This is a genomic window from Mucilaginibacter ginsenosidivorans (assembly GCF_007971025.1).
Taxonomy (GTDB): domain Bacteria; phylum Bacteroidota; class Bacteroidia; order Sphingobacteriales; family Sphingobacteriaceae; genus Mucilaginibacter; species Mucilaginibacter ginsenosidivorans.
The window spans coordinates 1,489,798-1,514,100 of record NZ_CP042436.1 but is presented as its reverse complement, the minus strand read 5'-3'; the positions used below and the strand labels follow the sequence as shown (position 1 = coordinate 1,514,100).

The window sequence follows — 24,303 nt, the reverse complement described above, 5'->3', positions numbered from 1 at the left end:
GAATTATGTTATCAATAACAAATATACATGCCTCAATTGAGGGTAAACAAATCCTGAAAGGGATCAGCCTGAACATCCGTCCGGGAGAAGTGCATGCTATTATGGGGCCAAACGGCTCCGGCAAAAGTACCCTGGCTGCGGTATTGGCGGGAAGGGAGGCTTATGAGGTAACCGAAGGATCGGTGAGCTTTTTAGGCAAAGACCTGTTGCCGATGCTGCCGGAGGACAGGGCACACGAGGGCTTGTTTCTTGCGTTTCAATACCCGGTAGAAATTCCCGGCGTCAGTACCACCAATTTTATTAAAGCAGCGGTCAATGAAAAGCGGAAATACCTCGGACAGGAACCGCTGGATGCGGTAGCTTTTATGAAGCTAATGAAAGAAAAAATGGCCATGCTGCAGATCGATCAGTCCCTGTTGAGCCGTTCGATCAACGAGGGCTTTTCCGGCGGCGAAAAAAAACGTAATGAGATCTTCCAGATGGCGATGCTGGAGCCGAGGCTGACGATCCTTGATGAAATGGATTCCGGTTTAGATATCGATGCGCTGCGTATAGTCGCCGCCGGCATTAACCAATTGCGCACGAAGGATAATTCCCTGCTGGTCATCACGCATTACCAGCGTTTACTGGACTACCTGGAACCTGATTTTGTGCATGTGCTGTATAACGGGCAGATCGTCCGGTCGGGCACTAAAGAACTTGCCCTGGAAATTGAACAAAAGGGGTACGATTTCATCAAAGAGGAAGCCGGTTTGGCCGAATCTTTATAAATGGCGATTAATAAAAAGGTATCATGAATTTAGCGTACATAAAAGATAGCTTTGAACAGCTAAAGACAAGGGGGCCGGAAGGCCCGGTTGCCCGGCTCAGACTGCAGGGCTTCGAGGCTTTTGAGCAAACCGGGCTTCCAACCAGGCGTAATGAAGAATGGAAATATACCGGCATCAGCGGGTTGTTTGACAATCCCGCTTATTTAGCAGCACTTATACCGGAAGCACAGCTTGAATCAGCAGCTATAGATGCAGTCAGGTTGCCTGGCTACCTGCAGGCTAACGAGCTGGTATTTTTGAACGGCCGGTTCAGCCCCGCGCTGTCAACTATCCGTTCGCCAAAAAGCCAGCTTACTGTATTGCCATTGGAAGAGGCTGCAAACGGTATTTATAAAGAGCTGGTGAGGGAACATCTCGGGAAGAGCGGCACCTCTATCGCAGACGGGGTTCATGCGCTGAATACCTCCTTTATACAGGACGGCGTTTTTGTCCATATTGCCAAAGAGCAGTTGTTACAACAGCCAATATATATCTACAACATTTCAGATGCGCGGCAAAGCCCGGTGCTTGCCCAGCCGCGCAGCCTGGTCATCATTGAACGAAACGCAAAATTGCAGTTAGTAGAAACCTATCATACCCTTGGCGCGTCGGATAGTTTTACCAACCAGGTAATGGAAATAGTGATTGATAGGGAAGCTAAGCTGGAATATTACAAAATCCAGGAAGATGCAGTTACCGCGAGCCAGGTCAGTACCACACATATCCGCCAGATCGGTAACAGTTATGTACATGCCGTTACGGTGACGCTGAGCGGGGAAATCATTCGTAACAACTTGCATGTGGTTATGGAGGCCTCTGAAAATGAAGCCCATTTATATGGCTTGTATATTTTAAACGGACATACCCATGCCGATAACCATACGCTGGTAGATCATACGCAGCCGAACTGTCTGAGCAATGAATATTACAAAGGTATTCTGGACGGTCAGGCTACCGGAGTCTTCAACGGCAAGATCATGGTACGCCCCGACGCGCAAAAGACCAATGCCTACCAAACCAATAAAAATGTGCTGTTAGCGGATGAAGCTACCATCAATACTAAACCGCAGCTCGAAATATTTGCCGATGACGTAAAATGCTCACATGGATGTACGGTAGGGCAACTGGATGAAAATGCCTTGTTTTATCTGACGGCGAGGGGCATTCCAAAGGCGGATGCCAGGGCGCTCCTGTTACAGGCCTTCGCACTGGATATTATCAATCAGGTGAAGCCCGAACCGCTACGGGCTTATATTACGCAACTCATTTCAAAACGTCTATCTATTCAAAGTTTATGATTTTGGCAGGCACATCAACGGACCGTTTGGATATCACGGCGATCCGGCTACAGTTTCCTATCCTAAGCCGTATGGTTAAGGGTCGTCCGTTGATTTATCTGGATAACGCAGCGACCACCCAAAAACCGCAGGCTGTAATTGACGCCATCAGTCAATACTACTGCGGATATAATGCAAATATCCACCGGGGCATACATACCCTGGCTGAAGAAGCCACAGCAGCTTACGAGGACTCCCGTACAGCATTACAAGAATTTATTGGGGCGGCCTCTGCCGATGAGATCATTTTTACCCGTGGTACCACCGAAGGAATTAACCTGGTGGCTTATACCTGGGGGCGGGCAAACATTATTGCAGGCGACGAGATCATCATCTCTGAAATGGAGCACCATTCCAATATTGTGCCCTGGCAGATCCTGTGTAAAGAAAAGGGTGCCGAACTAAAAGTCATCCCGGTTATGGATAATGGTGAGCTTTCCATGCCGGCGTACCTGGATCTGCTGACTACACGGACCAAGCTGGTCGCTGTCACGCAGGTATCTAACGCGCTGGGCACTGTTAATCCGGTAAAAGAGATCATCCGGGCCGCACACCGGGCCGGCGCACTGGTTTTGATCGACGGGGCTCAATCGGCAGTTCATCTTGATATTAATGTGCAGGACATGGATTGCGATTTCTTTGCTTTTTCGGGGCATAAGCTGTATGGCCCTACCGGCATTGGTGTACTGTATGGCAAAAAGGAACTGCTAAATCATATGCCGGTTTTTCATGGTGGCGGTGAAATGATAAAAGAGGTGACTTTTGCGTATACGACCTACAACGAGCTTCCCTATAAATATGAGGCGGGGACACCGAATATAGCGGATGCCATCGCCTTAAAATCCGCGATAGATTTCATTAAAAAACATGGCAGGAACCAAATAAGGCAACATGAAGCGGCGTTATTAAGCTATGCCACCGAACAGCTTGAAGCGATCCCCGGATTAACCATTATCGGAAATGCAAAAGAGAAAGCGAGCGTGATCTCTTTTATCATAAAGGGCCTTCATCCGCAGGATATCGGGATCTTACTGGATAATCAGGGGATTGCCGTCAGGACCGGGCATCATTGTACGCAGCCGCTGATGAAACGCTTTGGTATTCCCGGAACGGTGAGGGCTTCGTTTGCAGTTTATAATACAACCGAAGAAATTGACGCGCTGGTTGCAGGCTTACGAAAAGCTATTAAAATGTTATCGTGAAAATGGAAAAGGATATTGCAGCAATTGAAGAAGCATTTATTGAATCATTTTCTTTCCTGGATACCTGGGAGGAGAAATATGAATATATCATCGAGTTAGGGAAGAAGCTGCCGGCTTTAGATGAGCAGTTCAAAACGGAAGATAAAAAGATCAAAGGCTGCCAGTCGACGGTTTGGCTGGTGGCATCTTATCAGGACGATAAGGTTTTCTTTAAAGCAGACAGCGATGCGGTTATCGTAAAGGGCCTGGTAAGTATGCTGATTGAGGTATTGTCGGGACAAGCACCGGACAGCATTTTAAATGCCCGGCTGGAATTCATCGAAAAGATAGGGATGCATGTCCATTTGGCGCAAACCCGTTCAAACGGCCTGCGCGCGATGATTGCGCAAATGAAAGATTATGCCAGGGCCTTTAAAATAATTCATATTTAACCTATAAGTTATGGATGACAATGTATTGAAACAAAAAGTGATCGATTGCCTGCAGACCATCTACGATCCGGAGATACCGGTAAGCATTTATGAGCTGGGGCTAATTTATGAAACGGAAATCCTGCCACCCTATAATAATGTTCAGATCGTGATGACGCTGACGGCACCGAGTTGTCCGTCTGCCCAGGATATCCCGGTGGAGGTGGAACAAAAAGTAAGAGCCATTGAAGGCGTAAATGAGGTCATTGTGATTGTCACCTGGGATCCGCCATGGGATAGCGATATGATGTCAGAAACAGCCAAACTTGAATTGGGCCTTTTGTAACGATTGAACACACCGGATGAATATCATTTAAAATTGAATAATTTTGAAAGCTTGAAAAGCCTGTTTTTCAGGAATGACTTATGAAAATAACTTCACAAGAGGAATATGGTTTGCGGGTCCTGTTAAGGATTGCAAAGTGCCGCGAGCGGGACGGTATGACTATCCAGGCTTTAAGTTTTGCCGAAGGCCTGTCCACACCCTATGTAGCCAAACTTACCCGTATGCTCCGCATGGCCGGCTATATCAATAGTACACCGGGGAATAAGGGCGGCTATATCCTTTCGCGTCCCGCTGCCCAGATCAACATTAACGAGGCCTTAAAAATATTGGGAGGTTCCTTGTTTGAAAAAGCATTCTGCGAAGATTACTCCGGCATCCTTAAATTCTGTACCAATTCGGTGGATTGCTCGATACGTTCCCTCTGGCAAATGGTGCAGATCACCATTGATAATCTGCTGGATAAAATTACGCTGGAAGATCTTATCGGTTCAGAAATGAACGCGGATCAGCTGATCAATACCATTATTGAGCAAAACATAAAGACATTTATGGCCGGGAATGGAAAGATCAATACTTAAGTATGGGCGCCGGAAACCAGTGACTGGTCCATTTTTTAAAAAAGCGAAAAATCCGATATAAAATGGCTACTATATACAGGTGCACTTACAATATCATTTGCTTTTTTTACGGGCACTGAATAATCCTTTTCCATGAGCCAATACTTTTAACCTTTGCCGCTTCAATGAAATCTGTGTGTTTACTATTTCATTTTCATCTTGGTGCGATTTATAAGTATCAATAATATCCTGATGGCTTAATAAACCTATGACCTGGTGATCCATTATCACCGGCAGTACTTCTAACGTTCCTTTTGACAGCAACTCCACTGCTTTCCGAAGGCTGTCCGTTTTATCAACGGCATGAGTTCCGGTGTGGATGATCGCGTTTAACAATGATTCCGATTCTATATCGTGCCGGTTGATATCCTGCAGGGTTACGATCCCCAGATAATTACCTTTTTTGTCGGCCGTAATAAAATATTTGTCCTGAATTTTGTTTGTTTTTAGCCAATCCCTGACTTCACGGATCGTTTGTCCGGGGTCAAGAATTGTAGCCGTATCCTTGATTACCTGTGCCACCGTTAGTTTTCCCAGTATATCAGGTTCATAGGAATCCGGCGTAAGCACCCCTCTCCGCGCGATCTTTTCTGTCATGATCGTATTTTCCATCAAAAAGAAAGAAACAATATAGGCAGCTGTACAAGCACCTAATAATGGTAATAAGGCATGAAACTGCCCGGTGGATTCCAATGCGAAGGTGATACTCGTGAGGTAGGCTCTCGAAGCCCCTGCGAACATCGAAGACATTCCAATCAACGCGGTCATGGGAATCGTGATACCTGAATCGGGGAATAGGGTTAAAATCAGCGCTCCTGTAAGTGCTCCGGCCGCTCCGCCTATGGTAAGCAATGGTGCCAGTGTTCCACCGGAAGTGCCACTTCCCAACGCGATTGCCCAGGAAAGGAATTTAAAAAGAAACAATCGTAAAATAACGATCACACTCAAAGTCCCCGAAAGGATACTAATGATATTATCATACCCGACACCCAGCGTTTTGGGGGCAAAGAAACCGATCAGTCCAACCGCTAAACCACCTATTGCCGGCCACCACATCCAATGAACCGGTAATTTTTCAAAGATGTCTTCTATGAAATAAACAATCTTAGTCACGCCTAATGAAAGGAATCCGATCACTAATCCAATGCTGCTATAGATGGCCAAAGCGCCGTTGTTGGGAATCTTTAAATCAGGCATCGGAAATACCGGGCCTGTGCCAAATAATAAATGATGACCTGCAGCGCCGGTAATACAAGCCAGCGCAACCGGGAGAATGGACCGGGGTGAAAATTCAAATAGCAATAATTCTATGGCTAAGAATACCCCTGCGATCGGCGTGCCAAATATGGCAGCCATACCGGCCGTAGCACCGGCAGCAAGTATGATCTTGCGTTCATTGGAAGATATCTTAAAGAGCTGGCCCAGCGTAGAACCTAAGGCGCCGCCGGTTGCTATGATCGGGCCTTCGGCGCCGAAGGGACCGCCCGTTCCGATGGCTATAGCAGAAGATATAGGTTTTAAAAAGGCGATAGAAGGTTTGATCCTGCTTTGATTGGTCAGTATCTGTTCCATTGCTTCGGGTATGCCGTGCCCCCGAATTGCTTTAGAACCGTATAATGCCATCAGGCCAACTAAAACGCCGCCAATTGCCGGTACAAAGATCACCCATAATCCCAATTGATTATCGGCGGGGCTATGGAACACTGATTCTAGTGATCTGTAAAAAGACAGATTGGTTACAATATTGATCAGTATGACCAAAAACTTTGCGATCAGGCTGATGGCAATGGCTACCAAAATAGACAACCCTGAAATACGTAATAATCTTTTTTTTAATTGCAGACTGTCATTTGTAGACTGAGCCTCGTTGTCGATAGAAGACAGTATCGGGGAGATGGGGATATGATTAGGATGCTTCATTTTAAGACAAATACTATTGATGATTCTTATGTTATGTCGGGTTTGTAATACTGTTGCAAACTTACAAATTAATTCCCTTTATGAGTGATTTTTATATTGCACAGGCAATGTTAAAATTGTCAAATATCATATTATTGTTAAATTAGTATTTCATGCGCAATGTTTATGATATTTAGAAATTTTATACTTATTATTGTTAGGAACAGCTAAAACTTCAATGACGAATAACCATTTATGTGGTCCGGGCGGTTGTTTTTTATGCCAGTCCTGTTTAAAGGATTGGCTACCCGCAATTGGCCTAAACAAAAAAAATATTCTTGTTAAAAGAGGACAACTTTTGTTTAAGGAAGGCGATCCGGTTAAGGGCATTTTCTTTGTCGCAAGCGGGAATCTAAAGGTTCATAAAAGATGGACTAAAGAAAAAGAGGTGATTTTAAGGTTTGCAAAGGACGGCGATATTATTGGCCATCTCGGATTAGGCAATCAACCAACCTATCCTGTATCTGCCACAGCGATCGATCAATCTTTGGTTTGCTATGTAGATATGGATTTTTTTAATACTTCATTAAATGTTAATCACCAGTTGAGTATCAAAATGATGCATTTTTTTGCGAATGAGTTGCAGGAATCAGAAAAAAGGATGCGGAACCAGGCACATATGTCTGTGAGAGGAAGGGTTGCCCAGGCTTTGATTAGCCTTAAAAACCAATTTGGGCTGAATGAACATGGCTTTGTGAATGTTGAGATAACCCGGCAGGATCTTGCGTCTTATTCAGGCGCGGTTTATGAATCCTTATTCCGGACCATCAACGACTTCACGGAGAAGGGATTAGCCACCATTACCGGTAGAAGGATGATGATTATGAACGAAGTAATGTTAATGAAACTGATTGAAGATGATGGTTTATAGCGAAAGACTAATAGGCCCCTGAAATTAAATCAAAAACAAAGCGGTTAACCATTTGATAAAATTGGTGGAACACACCGGGTCTTTATCCTCTTATATACGGCCCGTATCGGGAAATATAGCCAAACGCCGGCTTTAAACGATTTAATGCGGCGGCGCTTAAAAATGACCACCGACCCCGGTTGTAGCATGAACTGATTGCCGGTTTAGAACCAGAAGAAATAGAAATTCCTGACCACATGGAAAATGCTCCGTTATTAAATGCAATTATTCAAAATGCGATCGACGGTATTATTACAATAACTGAGAATGGCGTCGTCGAACTGATCAACCCATCGGCATGTAAACTTTTTGGTTATTCGCCGGAAGAAGTGATCGGGAACAACCTATCCATGCTGATGCAATCGCCGGATAAAGACAGGCACGATACCTATCTTCAGCGTTATCAGCAAACCGGCATACCGCACATTATCGGTACAGGAAGGGAGGTGACCGGGTTAAAAAAAGACGGGAACGTTTTCCCTTTCAGGCTGGCCGTAAGCGAAGTTCAATTGGCTGAAGGGATAATTTACACCGGATTTATACATGATCTCAGCCCCCGGAAAGAAGCGGAGGATAAGCTTAAAAACCTTGCTGTTCAATTGGAAGAGCAGGTTAAAGAGCGCACCCTGACATTAAATAATATTGTCGAGCAATTGCGACGTTCGAAGGAAGAAGTGAGTTTGTCCCTGGAAAAAGAAAAAGAATTAGGGCTGTTGAAGAGCCGGTTCGTGTCGATGGCTTCACATGAGTTCAGGACACCTTTGAGTGCGATACAGCTATCTGTTTCTTTAATTGATAAATATGCCCTGGTCCCGGACACCGGTCGCATCCGGAAACATGTAGGAAAAATAAAGAATGCTGTCGGGAACTTAACCAGTGTGTTAAATGAATTCCTTTCATTGGAAAAACTGGAAATCGGAAAAGTAGAACCAAACTTTAACCGCTTTGACCTTGTAGAATTTGGGGAAGAAATCACCGAACAAATGCAGATGATTGCCAAACAAAATCAAAACATTATTTATCAGCATACCGGCACGGATAATATGGTCAGGCTTGACCGGAATCTCTTAAAAAATTGCATTTTTAATTTGATCAGCAACGCCATAAAATATTCTGGTGAAAATACATTTATTGAATTCAACACCGAGATAGAAGCTCAAATCTGTAGAATAACCATTAAAGACAATGGCATCGGCATACCCGAAGCGGATCAGAAGCATTTATTCGAAGCATTTTTCAGGGCACACAATACGGGAACTATTCCGGGGACTGGCTTAGGCTTGAATATCGTAGCAAGATATACTTGTTTGATGAACGGCGAGGTCGACTTTAAAAGCCAAGTGAATCAGGGCACTTTATTTACGCTTTCATTTCCAGCACTATGAAACAAAAGATATTAATCATTGAGGACCACACCGATATACGGGAGAATATTGTTGAAATCCTTGAATTGGCAGATTACGATGTATTAGAGGCAGGCAATGGCAAAATCGGGGTAGAAGTTGCTATTAAAGAGTTGCCAGATCTTATTTTATGTGATATCATGATGCCGGAACTCGACGGGTATGGAGTATTATATTTGCTGAACAAGCATCCTGAAACGATGGTTATTCCGCTGGTATTTCTAACCGCTAAGGCTGAAATGGCCGATTTAAGAAAAGGCATGGATCTTGGGGCAGATGACTACCTGACCAAACCATTTGATGACATGGAACTGTTGCATGCCATAGAAGGCCGCTTAAAGAAAAGGGAGACGCAGCAAAGATTTTACAACGATTCGCTGAACAAGCTGCATACGCTTTTTGGTAAAAAAGACGGGCTTGAAGAATTAAAGAAAATAATTGATGAGCGGAAAGACCGGCTATTTAAAAAAAAGCAGGTAATCTATTACGAAGGTGATAAAGGGCATGGCCTGTTCCTGGTCTTAAAAGGCAGGGTTAAAACAATTAAGGCTTGCGATGACCGCGAACTGATGACCGGCGTTTATGCTGCAGACCACTATTTGGGCATTCAGGCGGTATTGGCAAACGAACCTTATGGCGATACGGCGATAGCGATTGAAGACAGCGTATTGTGCCAGCTTCCTAAGGACAAAGTAGAGAACCTCTTGAATTTATACCCGGATATCGCACGGGAGTTTATTAAATTACTTTCCAACGATATTAAGGAAAAAGAAGAGCAGCTTTTACAGCTTGCTTATTTTTCGGTACGTAAGAGGATGGCCGAAACCATTTTGCGTTTATATGGAGCGGAAGATAATCAGACAAGATCCTTTAAAATTACAAGACAGGATCTCGCCTCTATGGCGGGCATGGCCATTGAATCTGTCAGCAGAACCTTAGCTGATTTTAGAACAGAGGGGTTAATCGAGAAAAAAGGAAGCAACATCTGCTTGCTTGACCCCGACCGGTTGAGAAAGATGAAAAACTGATAAATGGCACTTTTTTCTTTGACCGGCCGCATAGTTCATTTGCAGTGGCTTGGATACTTTTGTAGGTAACAAAGATGTTGGCGTATGAGAGCAGTTGTCTATAGCATAAAACCATTTGAAAAAGAGTTCCTGGCAAAGGCCAATCAGAAAAAGCATCATATTACTTTAATCACCAATCCGCTGAACCTGGAAAGCGCCATGTATGCTAAAGGAAAAGAAGCGGTATTTGTCTTCACCAACGATGCCGTTTCTGAACAGGTAATTAGCCGGCTGGCCGATTTAGGGGTCAGGCATCTCGCGACATGCGCTACATCCATTCGAAGCACCAGTAAGAAAGGGACAGACCGATCCAACAACAAATCTGTTGACAGTATGGCTTATCCGCCGGGAGCCCCTGAAATAGCCAGACAGACCATACAAAATCTTGACCGGTGGCAGGAAAATAAATCTGCCGGTAAACAAGCGACGATCCAGGTAATTACGATAAAGAACGATCTTTCAAATTAAGGCAAACGGTTACTCCCCGATGTTGCGCGGGGCGGTAAAATCCATTAAAATGGGTAAAATTAATTCACGTAATGGCATCACCTGAGATGGTTGGCGGCGGCTATTTATTTTTTCACCGGGGGCAAAAGCCGGATGATGGCATAAGTTGTCAGTGACAAAGGGCTGTTTTGGATTAGGGCTATTGCAGTGAAATCCGGGAGAAAGTTCAACTTTCGGAGGATATTAATTAAAGGGAGCCATTTTTACCCGGCGCGCAAAAACAAAGTCTCCCGAGTCCTTCAAAAGGCTGATTGCTTATTATTTTCAACTTAATGAAAAAATTCCAGTTGATTTAACAGGAAATGTATTAAGAGGTAAGATGATTATTGCACCGTGGTCATGCTTCCGAAATTGCGGTTATATCCCACTTAAAAAACCACATAAAGTGTATCGCTAATTTTACTTACATCGGTTATCATAGTATATAAATGGCCAGCATCGTCAAATTCACAGCAAAGCTAAACGCTGTATAAAGAATAAGGGTTCGTATCCCAAACCCCGTCATTCCAACCACCAAAAATCCAAAAAACAAGAGGACCGTTATTGCGAGAGTAACAACCGATGCATTGTAATAATACATCAGCGCTGCCGGTATGGGAAGGAAAACTACCGCCTGAAACACAAACGCTACCAGGAACCAGAGCATACGATTTTTAGTCTGGCTATCGGCAAAAGCGATATACTTTTGCCACGTTTTATTACTTTTTAGAAAGGAAGACAGATCCGCTGCATTTGATGAATTAATTTTAAAAGTATTCATGATATTTTGTTTTATATAACAAATATCCTCAACACAGGGCTCCGGGGATAGGTCAGCAAGCACCAAAAAACAGGGCATTTCGCACCTTTTCTGCGGGAAAATGAAATAAGCATGGAGGTAATGGGTATACGGATGCCGGTTTTATAAAATCAGGGCAGGATCATCTTAATTGTCAACTAAATTGATGCAAATGGTCATTTTTTAAAGCTAAGGAACCTCGTAATTTTAGGTGAAGGCCAACTTCTAACTCAATCTTTATGAAAACAATCATCATCATTAACGATGGCTCAGCCGAGGCAAAACACGCCGGGGAATTAGCCTTACAAATCGGCGGGAAAATAAATGCCAATCTTTTAGTGGCAAATGCGCAAAAAGTAGGCGCACTAAAATCCTTAAAAAAGGAGTATGCTTTAACCTCCGGAAAAGAGGAAGCCGGAAGCGAAACGATCAACGGGCTGACCGGCTATTTAAAATCGCTTGCTACTGCGGATCAACCGGCTGATACTTTTAAAACGGATATTACGGAGATCGATATTTCGGCTTTTCATGAAAAGGAGCTCATCCAGCTGATCATCAAAAGAAATATATGGATGATCGTTAAAGGTCTGACGGAAACGCCGGTTATTAACCATGAGACTAAACCGGTTAATATTCACGGCGTCCTTAACAGGGTAAGCTGCCCTCTTTTGATTGTGCCCGCTCATTTCTGCCTCAAAGCATTTGAAAGAATTGTTTATATGGCTGATCTGCGGTATTGCAGGATGCTGGTATTAAAACATTTGGTCGAGCTGGCAAAACCATATCAGGCCAGCCTGATGGTCGCCCATATTTCAGCAAAGGGATTGGTTCCTATCGAAGATCATTACGCGGCCTCATTATTTTGTGAAACCGTTAGCAATAAAGTCAACTATGACGGGCTGATCTTTAACAATATCAAGGAGCGGGACTCGCAAAGGGCTTTAGATATCATGGTGCATGAAATGCACACGGACATGGTCGTTGTCGTTAACCACCGCTTTCATTTTGAGGAACTCGTGGGCAGGTATATCACGGAAATCCTGCCTGAACATATTACCATCCCGTTGTTGGTATTCCCTTATTAGTTCGGACGGACGTCTATATGACAAAAAAGCGAATCAGTGCCAGACAGGTTTTATTCATTTGCTCCAGATCCGATAATTGAAATGCGGCTAAGTATCGGCCAGCAGATCAAAATATTCATCATCCTCATTCTTACCGCCAAACCCCTTACCGGTATGCAGATGGGTTTCTAAAAATTCAATTTTGCTGATCCATTTGACCATTTTATATCCCAACTGATTTTCTACCCTAAGCCTTAGCGGCGCACCGTGTGTTGCAGAAAGGGGCTGATAATTCATCTCCCAGGCCAGTATGGATGCCGGTTTCATGCAATTGTCCAAACTATGGGTATCATAATAGGTTCCGCCAAAAAGCCCCTCGCCAAAAGAATAGAATGCCACTGTAGTAACGGAAGGATGGGGCTTGACCAATTCAATCAGTTTGCTAAGCGGCAAGCCGCCCCATTCGGCAATTCCTGACCAGCCTTGTATGCAATGATGCATCGTGATGTTTTGCTCCAAATCCATTTTTTTAAGCTCTTCAAGAGATAGTTCAACCGGATTGTCAACCAGGCCGCCTATTTTAAGCCTATAATCTTTAAATTCACTTGCAGCAAGGTCGCGCCATTCGGCGGAATCAGGGATTTTGCCATTTACCCAGAAATAAGGCGAAATGTCTTTTTTCTTATAATATGCTTTGGGGGCTAATTTGTTGATTGATAAATGCCACAGCCTGCCGTTGATAGCCGCCTCCGCACGTTGTAATGAACGAGGCCGCTGCCAGGAAATCCAATGAGCCAGAAAAGCAAAGGCTATCGTTATTAAAATAATACCTGATCCAATATATATTCCTATTCGATTGTCAGGATTATCGCTACCAACGGTAATGTGGTTCATATTGCGCACGAGGCCGGTAGCGGCTATCATGGCCACATGGATGATAATAAAAACTACAAATGCAAGCATGACTAAAAAATGAACCGAACGGGCACCCTGCCTGTTGCCAAAAAGTTTAGGAAGCCAATGCAGCCGGTTTTCAATAGCCGGTGACATGGCCATGCCACTAAGCATAGCAACTGGCGCGAGTAAAAAGACGACCGCAAAGTATGATATTTGCTGAAGTGCATTAAAATGATAAAAGCCATTGGGCTCAATGGGCATGTGAAAGGTCGCATAATGGACAAACACATTCCAGGAATCGGGGAGCACCTGCCATGACGTCGGAACAAGGCGTTCCCACTGATCAGTAAAAAACAATAACGCAATAAATGCAGCGCCATTGAGCAAAAAAAAGGGAACCGTCAGAAAATGCCAGTGCCTGGCCAGGCCAATGGTGTGGCGGTAACCGGGCAGGCCGATAACCGGACTAATATAGCGGGCATCTTCTTTAGCCGTCCAAACTTCGTCATCAGGTACTTTCACGGGTGTAAACCGCAACCACTCTGAATTTGGAGAACAACCATTGTTCCAATATAAACGGGCATGGTCTGCCAAAATGGAAAGCCCGCTCCGGATAATAAGTATGAGAAAAAAAAAGTTAACCCAATGGCTGAGGTTTAACCATATGGGAAAGCCCGCCGGAGCAGCATATCTCCTCACCGGCAGGGACAGGGAGGGGTCAGGGGGAAGGCCAAATACCAGGTATTGAAACCAGGCGAGTCCCGCTGTTGCCAGCAGGATAATAAGAAAAATCACAAACACCGCCGGTTTTATTCCAATAAAAAACCGCCGGTCATCCGGATAGCGTAGTTTTCGCTCTGCTTCATTAAAGTTGGTAAACATGGTTCCTGTAATTACCTGTTATAATAGCTCATTCCTAAAATGGTTTTGCTTCATCAGAAAGAATATTCAGGATATAACGATGATGAAGAATGTCCGGACAGTGTAGGTCATTCGAAAATCTGTTTCGTAGAAACGGCTATCCTGTTCCATGAGTTTATAATAATTACCTGCATGATCAGCTGCGCCACCACGTTCTCCCCAAAAGTTTTGACAAGGTTATCATAGGTCTCATCGCTGACCCCATCAGCTGAGATTAGCGTCACTTCTTCTGTTAAATGCAACACCATTCTTTCTTCTTCGGAGAATAAGGGAGATTCTTTCCATGCTGACAGTGCAAAAATCCTCCTTTGAGTTTCCCCGATCTTCAGCGCTTCCTGTGTGTGCATATCGATGCAATAAGCACAACCATTAATCTGTGACGCCCGTATTTTTATGAGTTCACGCAAAAAGGGTGAAATCGCGGAACTACTTATATAATTCTCCAGGCCAAGCATGGCCAGGTAGGCTTTAGGCTCGACGTCTTTTATTGATATTCTTTTCATTTGTTTATATTTTATCGATTAAATCTTTCAGGTAATCGGTGGTTACCGGATTTTTAGCCAGTACAAACATTCCTTCATCCTGCAGTAATTTCTCCGCCAGGCTTTTCAGTGCGTTGACGGATATTTTTAAAAATCCAGGACCGAGACTTACCCGCGACACCGCCATTGTCCTTAACGTATCAAACCCCGGAATACCTGGAAGCAACAGCAAATTTACCGGAAGGGTAACTTCTTGAATAATGGTTTCAATATCTTCTTTGTTCTTCAGGAGAATAGGATAAAAACCATCTGCACCGGCTTCTTTATAAGCTTTTCCTCTTTGGATGCTTGTTGAACGTTTCTCATTTTCTGACAAAGAGTGTTCCTTTAGGTAAACATCCGTTCTGGCATTAATAAAAAGCGGGCATCCCATTGCTATGGACGTTTCCTTGATCAGGCTGATTTTTTTACATTGCTCCTCAACAGGAATAATAAATTTTGCGCCAGGTGTGCTGTCCTCCAAATTTATGCCCACAATCCCCACGTCGATAAGCTTTTTGATATTTTCTTTCAGCATAGCATTGTTTTCCGCATAGCCGCTTTCAATGTCGACGGTTACAGGAATTTTTACGCAACGGACGATTTTTTGTAAAATGAGCAATAGGTCATCAAATGGGATTTTTTCTCCGTCAGGATAGCCATTAGCAAATGCAATCGCAGCGCTTGCAGTTGCTACAGCCGGGTAACCTAAACTTTCCAGCAGCAAGGCCCCCAGGGGGTCCCATATATTAGGAAGTATCAATAGCGGACCGTTGTGATGAAGCTGGTTGAATAAATCGGCCTTGCCGCGATAATGATGTGCTGTCATGGTAGTTTTTTAATAGAAAGCCTTTACAGGACTTCCCGGATCATATTTTTCAACGCTGGAATCGTTTCCTCCATAAACCAGGGGTTTGCTTTCATCCAGTGGCGGTTTCGGGGGGAAGGGTGCGGCAGCGGGAAATATTCAGGAAGAAAGCTTTTGTAGTTCTTTACTGTCTCCGTCAGGCTGCTTTTACGCGCTTTTTTCAAATAATAACGCTGGGCGTATTGTCCGATAAGTAAAATAAGGGGCGTGCCCGTTATCTGCTCTAAGATCTGTGGATGCCATAAGGGCGCGCATTCGCGCCGGGGGGCGGCATCTCCAGATTTCCCTTTTCCGGGATAGCAAAAACCGATGGGCATAATCGAGATATGAGCGGTATTATAAAAGATCTGTTCATCTATGCCCATCCATTCTCTTAATTTTCTTCCGCTTACATCGTTCCAGGGTGTTCCTGTTTCATGGGCGCGTCTCCCGGGAGCCTGGCCGATAACGATGATTTTAGAGAAGGCACCTAACTGCACAATTGGTTTCTGCCCTAAAGGCAGCTGATACCTGCAAACATCACATAATCGTATTTTATTTAACAGGGTTTCCATTACTTCTTTTTAAAATACTTTCAGGCCGGACAGGCAGGGCTGTTACCTGCAAAAGCATATCCGAGCACAACAATTAAACAGGAATGACCGCAAATTAATCCTGGTTTGCTATGCGAAAAACCATTCCGTCCATCTCCTCGTTAATCCGTAGCTGGCAGGATAACCGGCTCAATGGACCGGCATCAGGCAGCATTTCCAGCATATCCAGTTCCTGGTCGCCGGCGGGCGTGAGCGTTTCCGCGCCCTTCAATACCTTTACGTGGCAGGTTGCGCAGAGCGCTATTCCGCCACAGGTGGCTAAAATATCATAATCCGCAGCCTTCAGAACCTCCATCAGGCTCAGGTTTAAATTGCAGGGTATTTCTAATGCTGCGATTTCCCCATTTCTATTTTCTACAGTGATCTTTATCATGGCTAAAATTCCGGAACCCCATAAACCGTTGTATATTTAAAACTTAATTTCTGATCAGGATAAACATATTTAAAGGCACCCTGCGCCATTAGGGCCGCTTCATGAAAACCGCATAAAATCAATTTCAGCTTACCCGGATAGGTATTAATGTCGCCGATCGCATAGATACGGGCTACATTGGTTGAGAAGTCTGTTGTGTTCACTTCGATAGCTGATTTATCCATGTTTAAACCCCAGTTTGCTATCGGGCCAAGCTTTGGGCTCAGGCCAAACAATGGAATAAAATGATCTGCCGGTAAAAGCGTTAGTGCTTGCTGCTGTCCCTGGACGGAAACCACTTCCAAATTCTCACGCCCGTCTAAGCCCGTTACATTGGATTGGAGTATTAGATCAATATCCCCCGCTTTTGCCAGTTCGAAAACCTTTTCCGCTGTATCGGGTGTGCCCCGAAAGGTATTTCCGCGGTGTATCAAAGTCACCCTGGCAGCAATATTTGCCAGGTAGATGGCCCAGTCAAGTGCTGAATCTCCGCCTCCGGCTAAAACTACCTGCCGGTTCCGGAACGTTTCCGGATCTTTAACCATATAGGCCACTCCTTTCCCCTCGAATTCAATGAGGCGGTCAATATCCGGCTTGCGCGGTTCAAAACACCCCAGACCTCCGGCAATTACTAACACCTGACAAGAAACAGCAGTTTGGCCGTTTGTTTTTACGATCAGGGAGCCATCATCCTGGCGGTCCACTGTTTCCACGCGTTCACCAAGGGTAAAACCAGGATGAAAAGGTTTGATCTGCTCCATCAATCTGGTGACCAGTTCCTGCGCATTGATTTCGGGATAACCGGGTATGTCATAGATCGGTTTTTGAGGATATATTTCAGATAGTTGCCCGCCTACCTGTGGCAGCACATCGATCAGGTGACAGCGCATCTTTAGCAGGCCTGCCTCGAATACGGCAAATAACCCCACAGGCCCGGCACCTACTATACAGATATCCGTTGTGATCATCTCTTTATCCTTGAATGAGGAAACAAATACTATCTTCCAGTGCTTCCACAGCGTGCGGAGCGTTAACTGGGATATCCATATCCTCAAAGGAATCGATGATGACCGATGCACTGCCTTCTGTGTAATTTATGCTGCCCTCGATCACCACCAATTTGGTCGCTACATTTGTCTTATGTTCCTTAAGTCCCAGCCCCTTTTTAAATCCAAGCACAATAACTTTGACGTGCTCACTTTTTTGAAGCACTTTTACTATTGGCGCAGTGGCATCTTTAAGCGCCCATTTAACTTCTTTCACAATCATTTCCTTAAAATTTATGATAAAACTTTAACCTTCAGTCCATCCATATTTTCATCGACAATCAATTGACAGGATAGTCTGATATTTTCTTTTGCAGATATGTTTCTGAGTAATGTCATGTCTTCATTGCGATCATACCCTGTCGGCTGCCGGCGGCAGCTAATGACCTCCACCATGCAGGTCCCGCATTTTCCCATGCCCAGACATTCCCCGAAACTTTCGGTACAGATCCTGTCATAGATCAGCATCATCAGGCTTCGGTATTCATTGGTATAAGTTTGAATTTCGTGGCATTCCCCCTCATAACTTACCGATATCGTGATATTTTTTGCGGGCGCCTGCATTATTTTTTTTCAATCCAGAATTCATCAGCATAATTGTCTTTAAACGGTACCGGGTGCTGCTGGGTCAAATACGCTTCAACGCTTGTCAAGGCAGATGAAGGAAGTATCTGTTCTAAATGGGGGAATAATATTCTTTCTTCAAAGCGGATATGCTTTATGAGCAGTTCCGCTAATTCATGATATTCATCCTTTGCAGCATTTTCATTGCTATTTAGCCTGTTGATGCGGTTTTGAATCGCTTGATGCTCATTTCTACCCTGCTGAGAAAGGGTATCTCCCTCTATCCGGTTGAATAATAAGACTTCTTCTTCCTGGAAATGCACCTTTAAATGATGCGCCCAGAAGTAATCCACATACATTTTGATCCGGGGAAGCTCGGCACCTCTTTTCAACCCTTCTTTTACTTTCCAACTGAAAAGTAGCCCCGCATGGTGATCTTTGGAGAGCTCAACCATATGCGGGCTTCGTTTGATAGGTTTGTTTTTCATAGTTTCCTGATAATTATTATAGGACAGAATAGGTAATCACCGCATCATTCGCCAGTACGATGTAGGCTTTAAAATCTTCAATAACTTTGAGTATGTGTGGCTCATGTGAAGGAATGGAGAGGCTCATGCCTTTTTTCAGCTCGGAGGTTTCACTTTTATAGATCAACAGGGCATTCCCTGATTCGACGATGACATAGGCATCCGACGTAGTAAAATGCCTTGGCATATTGGTGCCGGCTGATATTTCTATGCCGATAATTTTGTAATGATCATTCTTTTGGAGTTCCTGCATGATAAATTTCGCTTTCAAAATCCTTCCTCTCTTAGCGCCTTGCCGCTCTCCAGCCCAATCATCAGTAATACGGGTACTTTAATAACCTCAAACGCAATATAAAACCAATGTATCGAATGGGATGTCACGGGAAACCCTTTAATAATGAGATCTGCATTCTTGTCAAGGACAGGAAGTAGCCAGGAAGTTTCCAGCGCCATTATTACACTAACCGCTGTGATAAGATAAAAACCCCTCCGCGTCGTCTTTTTCACGATACAGGTGATAAAAATGATCAGCAAAAATGTCCATTCGCAGGTATTTAATGATTTGAAAATAATTTTTCCGATTTGTAAACCTTCTGCCATGCTCAATCCGGGCGCAGTAAATTTCAGCGGTGCTTCCATAAAACTGATGGCCGTGAAGAAACCCAGCCAAAAGATTGCCGTTATGCCTCTGATCAATGTAAAAACTTGTGTGTTCATTTCTCCTTACTGTATGCTAAGTGGTTACATTCAAAGCGTCAAAAAACAACTTTCCCGGCCCCGTTTCCCATTTTTTGCAGCCTGCTTAAAAACATAAAAGCCATCAGTTCGGCACGGTTTTTTGCTTCAAAAGCGATATTACCCTCAAAGTGGCGGTCTATGGTTTCATTAAATAATTTCAACCAGCGTTCAAAATGCTCCGGGCCAATCTGTAATGGCGCATGCCTGGCAAATGGATTGCCTCTGAAACCAGGCACACCAAACAAGGCCGCATTCCAAAAAGCGTATAATTTTTCGAGGTGGTGCTGCCAGTCTTCGATTTTTTCCAGGAAAACAGGACCAATCAGTTCATCAAGCCTTACCTTCCCATAAAACTCGTCTACAAAAAGTTTGATATCATCGATGTTTTCTATTTCTTTCATTTGAACAATGTTATAGCGCCTGATGTGATGAGGTAATAAGCAGCCCAGGCGGTAAATGCGATCAGTAAAATGATGAACCAGGCAGGAATACTTTGCGGGGTTTCACTGCCGTGTAACATAAATGTTTTCTGATCTCCTTTTCCGTAGGCATTAATCATCAAAGGAAGGACTCCATCAACGACTTCATCTTTTTTAATCCCTTCTATCGCTATCGCCGGGCCGTTTCGTACGATAAACGGTATGGTTTTAATACCTTCTTTGCCCCTGTGGTCCTTACTGACGACTTTAAGAACATGAGGCCCATCCGCCAGCTTTTTAGTGTCCAGATCAAATGATACCGGAGCAGGAAAAGTCCCTAAAGGTTGAACGTCATCATCAATAAAGAGGGTCACATAACTTTTATCTTCCATAACGACATTAATTAAAAATGACATTTTTAATATCCTGATAATTTTTTTCTTTTGGCTTCACCAAGCATTTAATCGCGGCATACGCCGAATACACCGTAATAATTACCATTGCGCTAACGATCAGATAATCCCAGTTGCTATCCGGGCCGCTGCCATGTGTTATACCCTGTAGTAATTTAGGCTGCTGCTTTTTGCAGGCGTCGCAGGCAATGGCAGAAAAGCTAACCGGTAGCCATAAAGCTACTATGACTACCAGGCTGATTATGTTTTTTACTTTCATCTGTTTATTATTTTGCGGTTTTACTATTATCCGTTTTGAAGCTGGCAATTATTTTCTTCACCTGGTCTGCGGTTACCTGTTTAGCGTTATTACCCCAACTACTTCGTTCATGATTAATAATGGCTGCTACCTCTTCGGGCTTTAGGTTATTGTTGATGCCCACCGGCGGCATAACACCATAGCCTTCACTAATCCGGCCGCTATACCCTTTCATCACAATGGTAATCTGTACCTCTGGGTTATCGTCAAGCACAACCTTACTGCCCTTCAGTGGTGGGAAGGCGCCTACCAATCCTTCACCGTTTGGCTGGTGGCAGCTGGAGCAATTAGCGGTATACAGGGCGGCCCCGTCAAATTGCGGTGCGCTCGCTTTGTTAGCTGTGCCAGCTTTTCCGGTTCCTGACTCCTTTACATCTTTACCATATAAAAATATCGGGGTTGGTTTTCCATCGGGCAAGGCCGTTTGCTTTAATGATTTAAGATAGGCTACCAATTGCAGCGCTTCCTTTGTGGCCACAATCTGCCCGGTAATGCCTTTGCGGTATTCATCCGGAACATGGAGCACCACGTCGCCCGGGAAGGCATAATCTTTTACCTCGAACAGCCAGGAGTATGCCGGCATAATGGATTGCTCCACCACTGACCGGGGATTATACAAGTGGAGCAGATGCCAGTCCTGGCTCGATTGACGCAGACCTATATTGGTCAGATCGGGTCCGGTCCTTTCTGAACCCATGAGCATTGCGGTGTTTCGCCATACATCTGTCCTTCTGATTCTTGCATAGTCAGCAGCAATTCCAGGCCGGCTACCCCAAACTTTATCCATATCCACATCCCTGACCTGTTGCGTATGACAGGCGATGCAACCCTCTCTGATAAATATTCCTTTACCAGCAGTTTCGTCGGCAGTAAGCGCTTTACTTCCCGGAAGCGGTGTTGAGGTCTTTTCTTCATTCAAGGCGGGCAGTATAGCTGCAAACATGGTTAAAGCAATAAATAAAATTATAGCTGCACCGAAAAGTCTTTTATGATTGTTATAAATTTCCATTATTGATTATTGTTTAGAAGTGTTTGCCGGAAGTTTATTGAGCTCTTCAAAGACGGTTTTTTGCAAATCAGTCGCTTCTTTTGAGGCTATCATATAGTAAAGATTATAAGCAAATATGAGGTGCGACGCCCACATCAGTGAACCGCCTATCGCCCGCCATAACCAGTAAGGAGCCATCAGTACCACGGAATCAATAAATGGCTTGCCTTCCTGCCAGGCAATGCCTCTTAAGGTGCTTCCGATCATCAGCGGGACCGTGTAAAATAGCAAGCCGATCAGCGCCATCCAGAAATGCGCGCCCACAAAACTTTGACGCGGTTCTTTACCTGTGAGGCGCGGCACCAGGGTATAAATAGAGGCCCAAAGCATAAATGCGATGATCCCGTACATCGTCATATGCGAATGTGCAACCGTGAAATCCGTAAAGTGCCAGTATAAATTAGCTGAGCGGAAAGCTTCTGCTGTGCCCTGGGAAGATCCGGTGAAGTAAAAGATAATGCCGACCAGGTAGAAAGGCAAGGTATAACTGGAACCTATCTTGTGAAAGTTACCCCGGAAGGTCATCAGGAAATTGGTTGTCCCCGCAAATACGGGGATGAGCATGCCCATACTGCCGATTATCGCCACCGTTTGCAGCCACCATGGTATCGCACTAAAGATAAAATGGTGTGTACCGATCAGTGTATAGAAAAGAATCTGTGTCCAGAACGCCAGGATGCCCAGGCTGTAAGAATAAATAGGGGTATTAAGTTGCTGAGGCAGGAAGTAATAGATCAGACCCAGGTTAAAAAGCATGAACCACATACCTACACCCTGATGCATATAATATCCCTGCGCGATGGTCTCTCCCAGCCCGTTTTGCCAAAAGGGCAGGTACCCTACCAACGCAATTACAATGGTAAACATAACCGCTGCTACAATATACCAGTTGGAAATGTAGATTTCTTTCGTTTTACGCCGGGCTATGGTTTGTAAATAGTTGATCAGGGTAATCACGAGACCTATCGCAAATAACAACATGATCGGCCAAATGTATTCCCTGTATTCCCCCCCGCCGTTATTTATACCGGCCATCAACGAAATGCTGCCTAAAATGACGGAAGCATTGATCAGGTATAGTGCATACCATCCCCACTTTAAACTGGCTACAACGGTATTACTTACCGTAGAAACCACATAATAACCTAACCCGATCATCGCAAGAGACGACCAGCCCCAAAAAACCATATTGGTATGTACGGGTCTTAATCGGCCGAAGCTTAACCAGCTGACATGATCGACATCCGGTGAAACAAACTTAATCCCCAGATATTCGCCGACAGAGGTTCCTAATACCAGCCAAAGGGTTGCCGACCCGAGATACCAAAGTATTAGTTTGGTTAATTTCGGATCAATATCAGGTCTTTTTACAGCCTTCTTTTTAGCGGCAATAAAACGGGGGGTATTTACTTCAGCAACGTTATGTAATAACCCTTTTTTATCATCCGGGGCGTTTTCACCAGACAGTTCAGTATTGCTGAGTTTAAAATCAAGTGCCTGTTTGCGTTTGATCAGTTCTTCTCTAACCTCTCCGGCACTTAACTCGTCCAGGGATTTTGCGAGGTATCGGGCGTCATTTCTAATCCTCCGCTCCCGCACCACTTTCACGAGGTTATTTACCTTTATACCTACCAGGTATACCGCTATGACCAGTATAATGAGGATTAACGCGATAGTAATCATAACACCGGGATTGGTTAATACACTATCGCTTGCAGCAGGCGTTTGCGCAAACAATTGAAAACCCTGCAGGGCAAGGATCATTAAAACAGCGGCTTTCTTCATATCATATTCGATTTTATTATTTTTTTAGTTCAATTCACTTCTGTTGTTGCTTTGCATGACCACGATTAATTAAAGTGGTTAGCTGGTCCGGCTCCATATCTTTTATATGATTGTTTAACCAGTCTTTACTATCCAATTCTTTGCTCTCAATGTTCTCTTTTAGCCGGTAGCTGTTTTTTAATATCCATAAAGCGAGCAGAAGTAAAATCAAAATAATTAAAACGAAAAACGTCTCTCCCAACCCATCAGGATGAGATTCTTGGGCAATTGTTGAATCTTTTGTCATCGCATAAGCGGAATTTAATGTTGTAAAAAGCAGGTAAGCGGTCGTGAATATGGTAAATGTTTTCGTTTTCATCATATAGTATATTAATACCTTTTACTCCTTTAATTAAGGAATTTTTTTTTACTTCTTCAATGCGGTTGTACCAGCGATCAGACCTGTATTAAATTCTCCGATCGTTGTGCCTTGCAGCATATGATGCAGTTGGTTGCGCACTTTTTTAAATTCATGATGCAGCGGGCAGGGGTTAATTTCAGAGCACTGTTTCAGACCCAAACCGCAGCCGGTAAATATCCCGTTGCCATCCACGGCCGCTACAATATCACTAACGGGCCGCTTTAATATTGATTCATCAGTATAAAAACCGCCGTTGGGCCCCTTTGCCGATTGAATAACACCCCGTCGGCTGAGGTCCTGCAATATCTTGGCTAAGAAATGTTCCGGCGAATCGATCCCGACTGCTATTTCTTTAATTCCTACACGTCCCCCGTCGGCCGTCTTATGCGCTACGAAAAAAACCGCCCGTATGGCGTATTCGCAGGTTTTTGAAAATATTCCCAT

Annotated in this window: 31 protein-coding genes; 11 read left to right on the top strand and 20 right to left on the bottom strand. The window is 44.2% G+C overall.

Features of this window, described 5'->3' with window-relative positions; all coding sequences use genetic code 11:
- Positions 1 to 5: 5 nt before the first annotated feature.
- The 6 genes from sufC to FRZ54_RS06935 all read left to right on the top strand — a co-directional run bounded on the left by sufC (position 6) and on the right by FRZ54_RS06935 (position 4,682).
- Positions 6 to 770, top strand: coding sequence for a Fe-S cluster assembly ATPase SufC (gene sufC / locus FRZ54_RS06960; RefSeq protein ID WP_147030909.1), 765 nt, complete (start codon positions 6 to 8; stop codon positions 768 to 770).
- Between the two features lie 23 nt (positions 771 to 793).
- A complete protein-coding gene (gene sufD / locus FRZ54_RS06955) occupies positions 794 to 2,107 on the top strand; it encodes a Fe-S cluster assembly protein SufD (RefSeq protein WP_228462645.1) in 1,314 nt (437 codons plus the stop codon).
- Positions 2,104 to 3,348 (top strand): cysteine desulfurase, encoded by a 1,245-nt coding sequence (locus FRZ54_RS06950; protein ID WP_147030907.1) that lies wholly within the window; start codon positions 2,104 to 2,106, stop codon positions 3,346 to 3,348. Before sufD ends, FRZ54_RS06950 begins: the two co-directional genes overlap by 4 nt.
- 2 nt (positions 3,349 to 3,350) lie before the next feature.
- Complete coding sequence (locus FRZ54_RS06945; RefSeq protein WP_147030906.1) at positions 3,351 to 3,779, top strand: SufE family protein; 429 nt, start codon at positions 3,351 to 3,353, stop codon at positions 3,777 to 3,779.
- Between the two features lie 10 nt (positions 3,780 to 3,789).
- A complete protein-coding gene (locus tag FRZ54_RS06940) occupies positions 3,790 to 4,104 on the top strand; it encodes an iron-sulfur cluster assembly protein (protein WP_147030905.1) in 315 nt (104 codons plus the stop codon).
- 80 nt (positions 4,105 to 4,184) lie between these two features.
- The gene (locus FRZ54_RS06935; protein ID WP_147030904.1) at positions 4,185 to 4,682 is read left to right on the top strand and encodes an RrF2 family transcriptional regulator; all 498 of its coding nucleotides are present in this window, start codon (positions 4,185 to 4,187) and stop codon (positions 4,680 to 4,682) included.
- Between the two features lie 93 nt (positions 4,683 to 4,775).
- On the opposite strand, the gene FRZ54_RS06930 is transcribed toward FRZ54_RS06935, so the two are convergent.
- Positions 4,776 to 6,641, bottom strand: coding sequence for a chloride channel protein (locus FRZ54_RS06930; protein WP_147030903.1), 1,866 nt, complete (start codon positions 6,639 to 6,641; stop codon positions 4,776 to 4,778).
- Positions 6,642 to 6,858: 217 nt separating this feature from the next.
- Between FRZ54_RS06930 and FRZ54_RS06925 the strand changes: the two genes are divergently transcribed.
- The 4 genes from FRZ54_RS06925 (at position 6,859) to FRZ54_RS06910 (ending at position 10,528) form a co-directional block, all read left to right on the top strand.
- The gene (locus FRZ54_RS06925; protein WP_147030902.1) at positions 6,859 to 7,551 is read left to right on the top strand and encodes a Crp/Fnr family transcriptional regulator; all 693 of its coding nucleotides are present in this window, start codon (positions 6,859 to 6,861) and stop codon (positions 7,549 to 7,551) included.
- 236 nt (positions 7,552 to 7,787) lie between these two features.
- Complete coding sequence (locus FRZ54_RS06920) at positions 7,788 to 8,975, top strand: PAS domain-containing sensor histidine kinase (RefSeq protein WP_147030901.1); 1,188 nt, start codon at positions 7,788 to 7,790, stop codon at positions 8,973 to 8,975.
- Complete coding sequence (locus tag FRZ54_RS06915) at positions 8,972 to 10,021, top strand: response regulator (RefSeq protein WP_147030900.1); 1,050 nt, start codon at positions 8,972 to 8,974, stop codon at positions 10,019 to 10,021. The genes FRZ54_RS06920 and FRZ54_RS06915 overlap by 4 nt, the downstream gene beginning before the upstream one ends.
- Positions 10,022 to 10,105: 84 nt before the next feature.
- On the top strand, positions 10,106 to 10,528 hold the full coding sequence (locus tag FRZ54_RS06910; protein WP_147030899.1) for a Rossmann-fold NAD(P)-binding domain-containing protein: 423 nt from the start codon (positions 10,106 to 10,108) through the stop codon (positions 10,526 to 10,528).
- Between the two features lie 454 nt (positions 10,529 to 10,982).
- Here FRZ54_RS06910 and FRZ54_RS06905 read toward each other — a convergent pair whose 3' ends face one another.
- Positions 10,983 to 11,327, bottom strand: coding sequence for a hypothetical protein (locus FRZ54_RS06905; RefSeq protein ID WP_147030898.1), 345 nt, complete (start codon positions 11,325 to 11,327; stop codon positions 10,983 to 10,985).
- A 257-nt stretch (positions 11,328 to 11,584) separates the two neighbouring features.
- Between FRZ54_RS06905 and FRZ54_RS06900 the strand changes: the two genes are divergently transcribed.
- Positions 11,585 to 12,430, top strand: a complete 846-nt coding sequence (locus FRZ54_RS06900; RefSeq protein ID WP_147030897.1) for a hypothetical protein — start codon at positions 11,585 to 11,587, stop codon at positions 12,428 to 12,430.
- An 87-nt stretch (positions 12,431 to 12,517) separates the two neighbouring features.
- On the opposite strand, the gene FRZ54_RS06895 is transcribed toward FRZ54_RS06900, so the two are convergent.
- From FRZ54_RS06895 to FRZ54_RS06810, 18 genes are all read right to left on the bottom strand, one after another.
- On the bottom strand, positions 12,518 to 14,188 hold the full coding sequence (locus FRZ54_RS06895) for a molybdopterin-dependent oxidoreductase (protein ID WP_147030896.1): 1,671 nt from the start codon (positions 14,186 to 14,188) through the stop codon (positions 12,518 to 12,520).
- 107 nt (positions 14,189 to 14,295) lie between these two features.
- Positions 14,296 to 14,730 carry a carboxymuconolactone decarboxylase family protein gene (locus FRZ54_RS06890; protein ID WP_147030895.1) on the bottom strand — a complete coding sequence of 145 codons (435 nt, stop codon included), beginning with the start codon at positions 14,728 to 14,730 and terminating at the stop codon, positions 14,296 to 14,298.
- Positions 14,731 to 14,734: 4 nt separating this feature from the next.
- Positions 14,735 to 15,577 carry an isocitrate lyase/PEP mutase family protein gene (locus tag FRZ54_RS06885; RefSeq protein WP_147030894.1) on the bottom strand — a complete coding sequence of 281 codons (843 nt, stop codon included), beginning with the start codon at positions 15,575 to 15,577 and terminating at the stop codon, positions 14,735 to 14,737.
- Positions 15,578 to 15,600: 23 nt separating this feature from the next.
- Entirely contained in the window at positions 15,601 to 16,170 is a 570-nt protein-coding gene (locus FRZ54_RS06880) for a uracil-DNA glycosylase family protein (protein ID WP_147030893.1), read from the bottom strand.
- 94 nt (positions 16,171 to 16,264) lie between these two features.
- Positions 16,265 to 16,582, bottom strand: a complete 318-nt coding sequence (locus tag FRZ54_RS06875) for a 2Fe-2S iron-sulfur cluster-binding protein (protein ID WP_147030892.1) — start codon at positions 16,580 to 16,582, stop codon at positions 16,265 to 16,267.
- Between the two features lie 2 nt (positions 16,583 to 16,584).
- A complete protein-coding gene (locus FRZ54_RS06870) occupies positions 16,585 to 17,589 on the bottom strand; it encodes an NAD(P)/FAD-dependent oxidoreductase (RefSeq protein ID WP_147030891.1) in 1,005 nt (334 codons plus the stop codon).
- A 4-nt stretch (positions 17,590 to 17,593) separates the two neighbouring features.
- Positions 17,594 to 17,890, bottom strand: a complete 297-nt coding sequence (locus tag FRZ54_RS06865; RefSeq protein WP_147030890.1) for a cupin domain-containing protein — start codon at positions 17,888 to 17,890, stop codon at positions 17,594 to 17,596.
- A gap of 11 nt (positions 17,891 to 17,901) precedes the next feature.
- Complete coding sequence (locus FRZ54_RS06860; protein ID WP_147030889.1) at positions 17,902 to 18,231, bottom strand: 2Fe-2S iron-sulfur cluster-binding family protein; 330 nt, start codon at positions 18,229 to 18,231, stop codon at positions 17,902 to 17,904.
- Complete coding sequence (locus tag FRZ54_RS06855) at positions 18,231 to 18,719, bottom strand: hemerythrin domain-containing protein (RefSeq protein WP_147030888.1); 489 nt, start codon at positions 18,717 to 18,719, stop codon at positions 18,231 to 18,233. The genes FRZ54_RS06860 and FRZ54_RS06855 overlap by 1 nt, the downstream gene beginning before the upstream one ends.
- Before the next feature lie 16 nt (positions 18,720 to 18,735).
- Complete coding sequence (locus FRZ54_RS06850) at positions 18,736 to 19,011, bottom strand: cupin domain-containing protein (protein WP_187359775.1); 276 nt, start codon at positions 19,009 to 19,011, stop codon at positions 18,736 to 18,738.
- Positions 19,012 to 19,025: 14 nt separating this feature from the next.
- Positions 19,026 to 19,397, bottom strand: a complete 372-nt coding sequence (locus FRZ54_RS06845; protein WP_147030886.1) for a hypothetical protein — start codon at positions 19,395 to 19,397, stop codon at positions 19,026 to 19,028.
- Positions 19,398 to 19,513: 116 nt separating this feature from the next.
- On the bottom strand, positions 19,514 to 19,897 hold the full coding sequence (locus tag FRZ54_RS06840) for a group III truncated hemoglobin (RefSeq protein WP_147030885.1): 384 nt from the start codon (positions 19,895 to 19,897) through the stop codon (positions 19,514 to 19,516).
- The gene (locus tag FRZ54_RS06835) at positions 19,894 to 20,307 is read right to left on the bottom strand and encodes a cytochrome C (RefSeq protein ID WP_147030884.1); all 414 of its coding nucleotides are present in this window, start codon (positions 20,305 to 20,307) and stop codon (positions 19,894 to 19,896) included. Before FRZ54_RS06835 ends, FRZ54_RS06840 begins: the two co-directional genes overlap by 4 nt.
- A gap of 7 nt (positions 20,308 to 20,314) precedes the next feature.
- The gene (locus tag FRZ54_RS06830; protein ID WP_187359774.1) at positions 20,315 to 20,587 is read right to left on the bottom strand and encodes a hypothetical protein; all 273 of its coding nucleotides are present in this window, start codon (positions 20,585 to 20,587) and stop codon (positions 20,315 to 20,317) included.
- A 7-nt stretch (positions 20,588 to 20,594) separates the two neighbouring features.
- Positions 20,595 to 21,635 (bottom strand): cytochrome c, encoded by a 1,041-nt coding sequence (locus FRZ54_RS06825; protein WP_147030883.1) that lies wholly within the window; start codon positions 21,633 to 21,635, stop codon positions 20,595 to 20,597.
- Positions 21,636 to 21,641: 6 nt separating this feature from the next.
- A complete protein-coding gene (locus FRZ54_RS06820) occupies positions 21,642 to 23,459 on the bottom strand; it encodes a cbb3-type cytochrome c oxidase subunit I (protein WP_228462644.1) in 1,818 nt (605 codons plus the stop codon).
- Positions 23,460 to 23,493: 34 nt separating this feature from the next.
- Entirely contained in the window at positions 23,494 to 23,820 is a 327-nt protein-coding gene (locus tag FRZ54_RS06815; protein WP_147030882.1) for a hypothetical protein, read from the bottom strand.
- Between the two features lie 45 nt (positions 23,821 to 23,865).
- Entirely contained in the window at positions 23,866 to 24,303 is a 438-nt protein-coding gene (locus FRZ54_RS06810) for an RrF2 family transcriptional regulator (RefSeq protein WP_147030881.1), read from the bottom strand.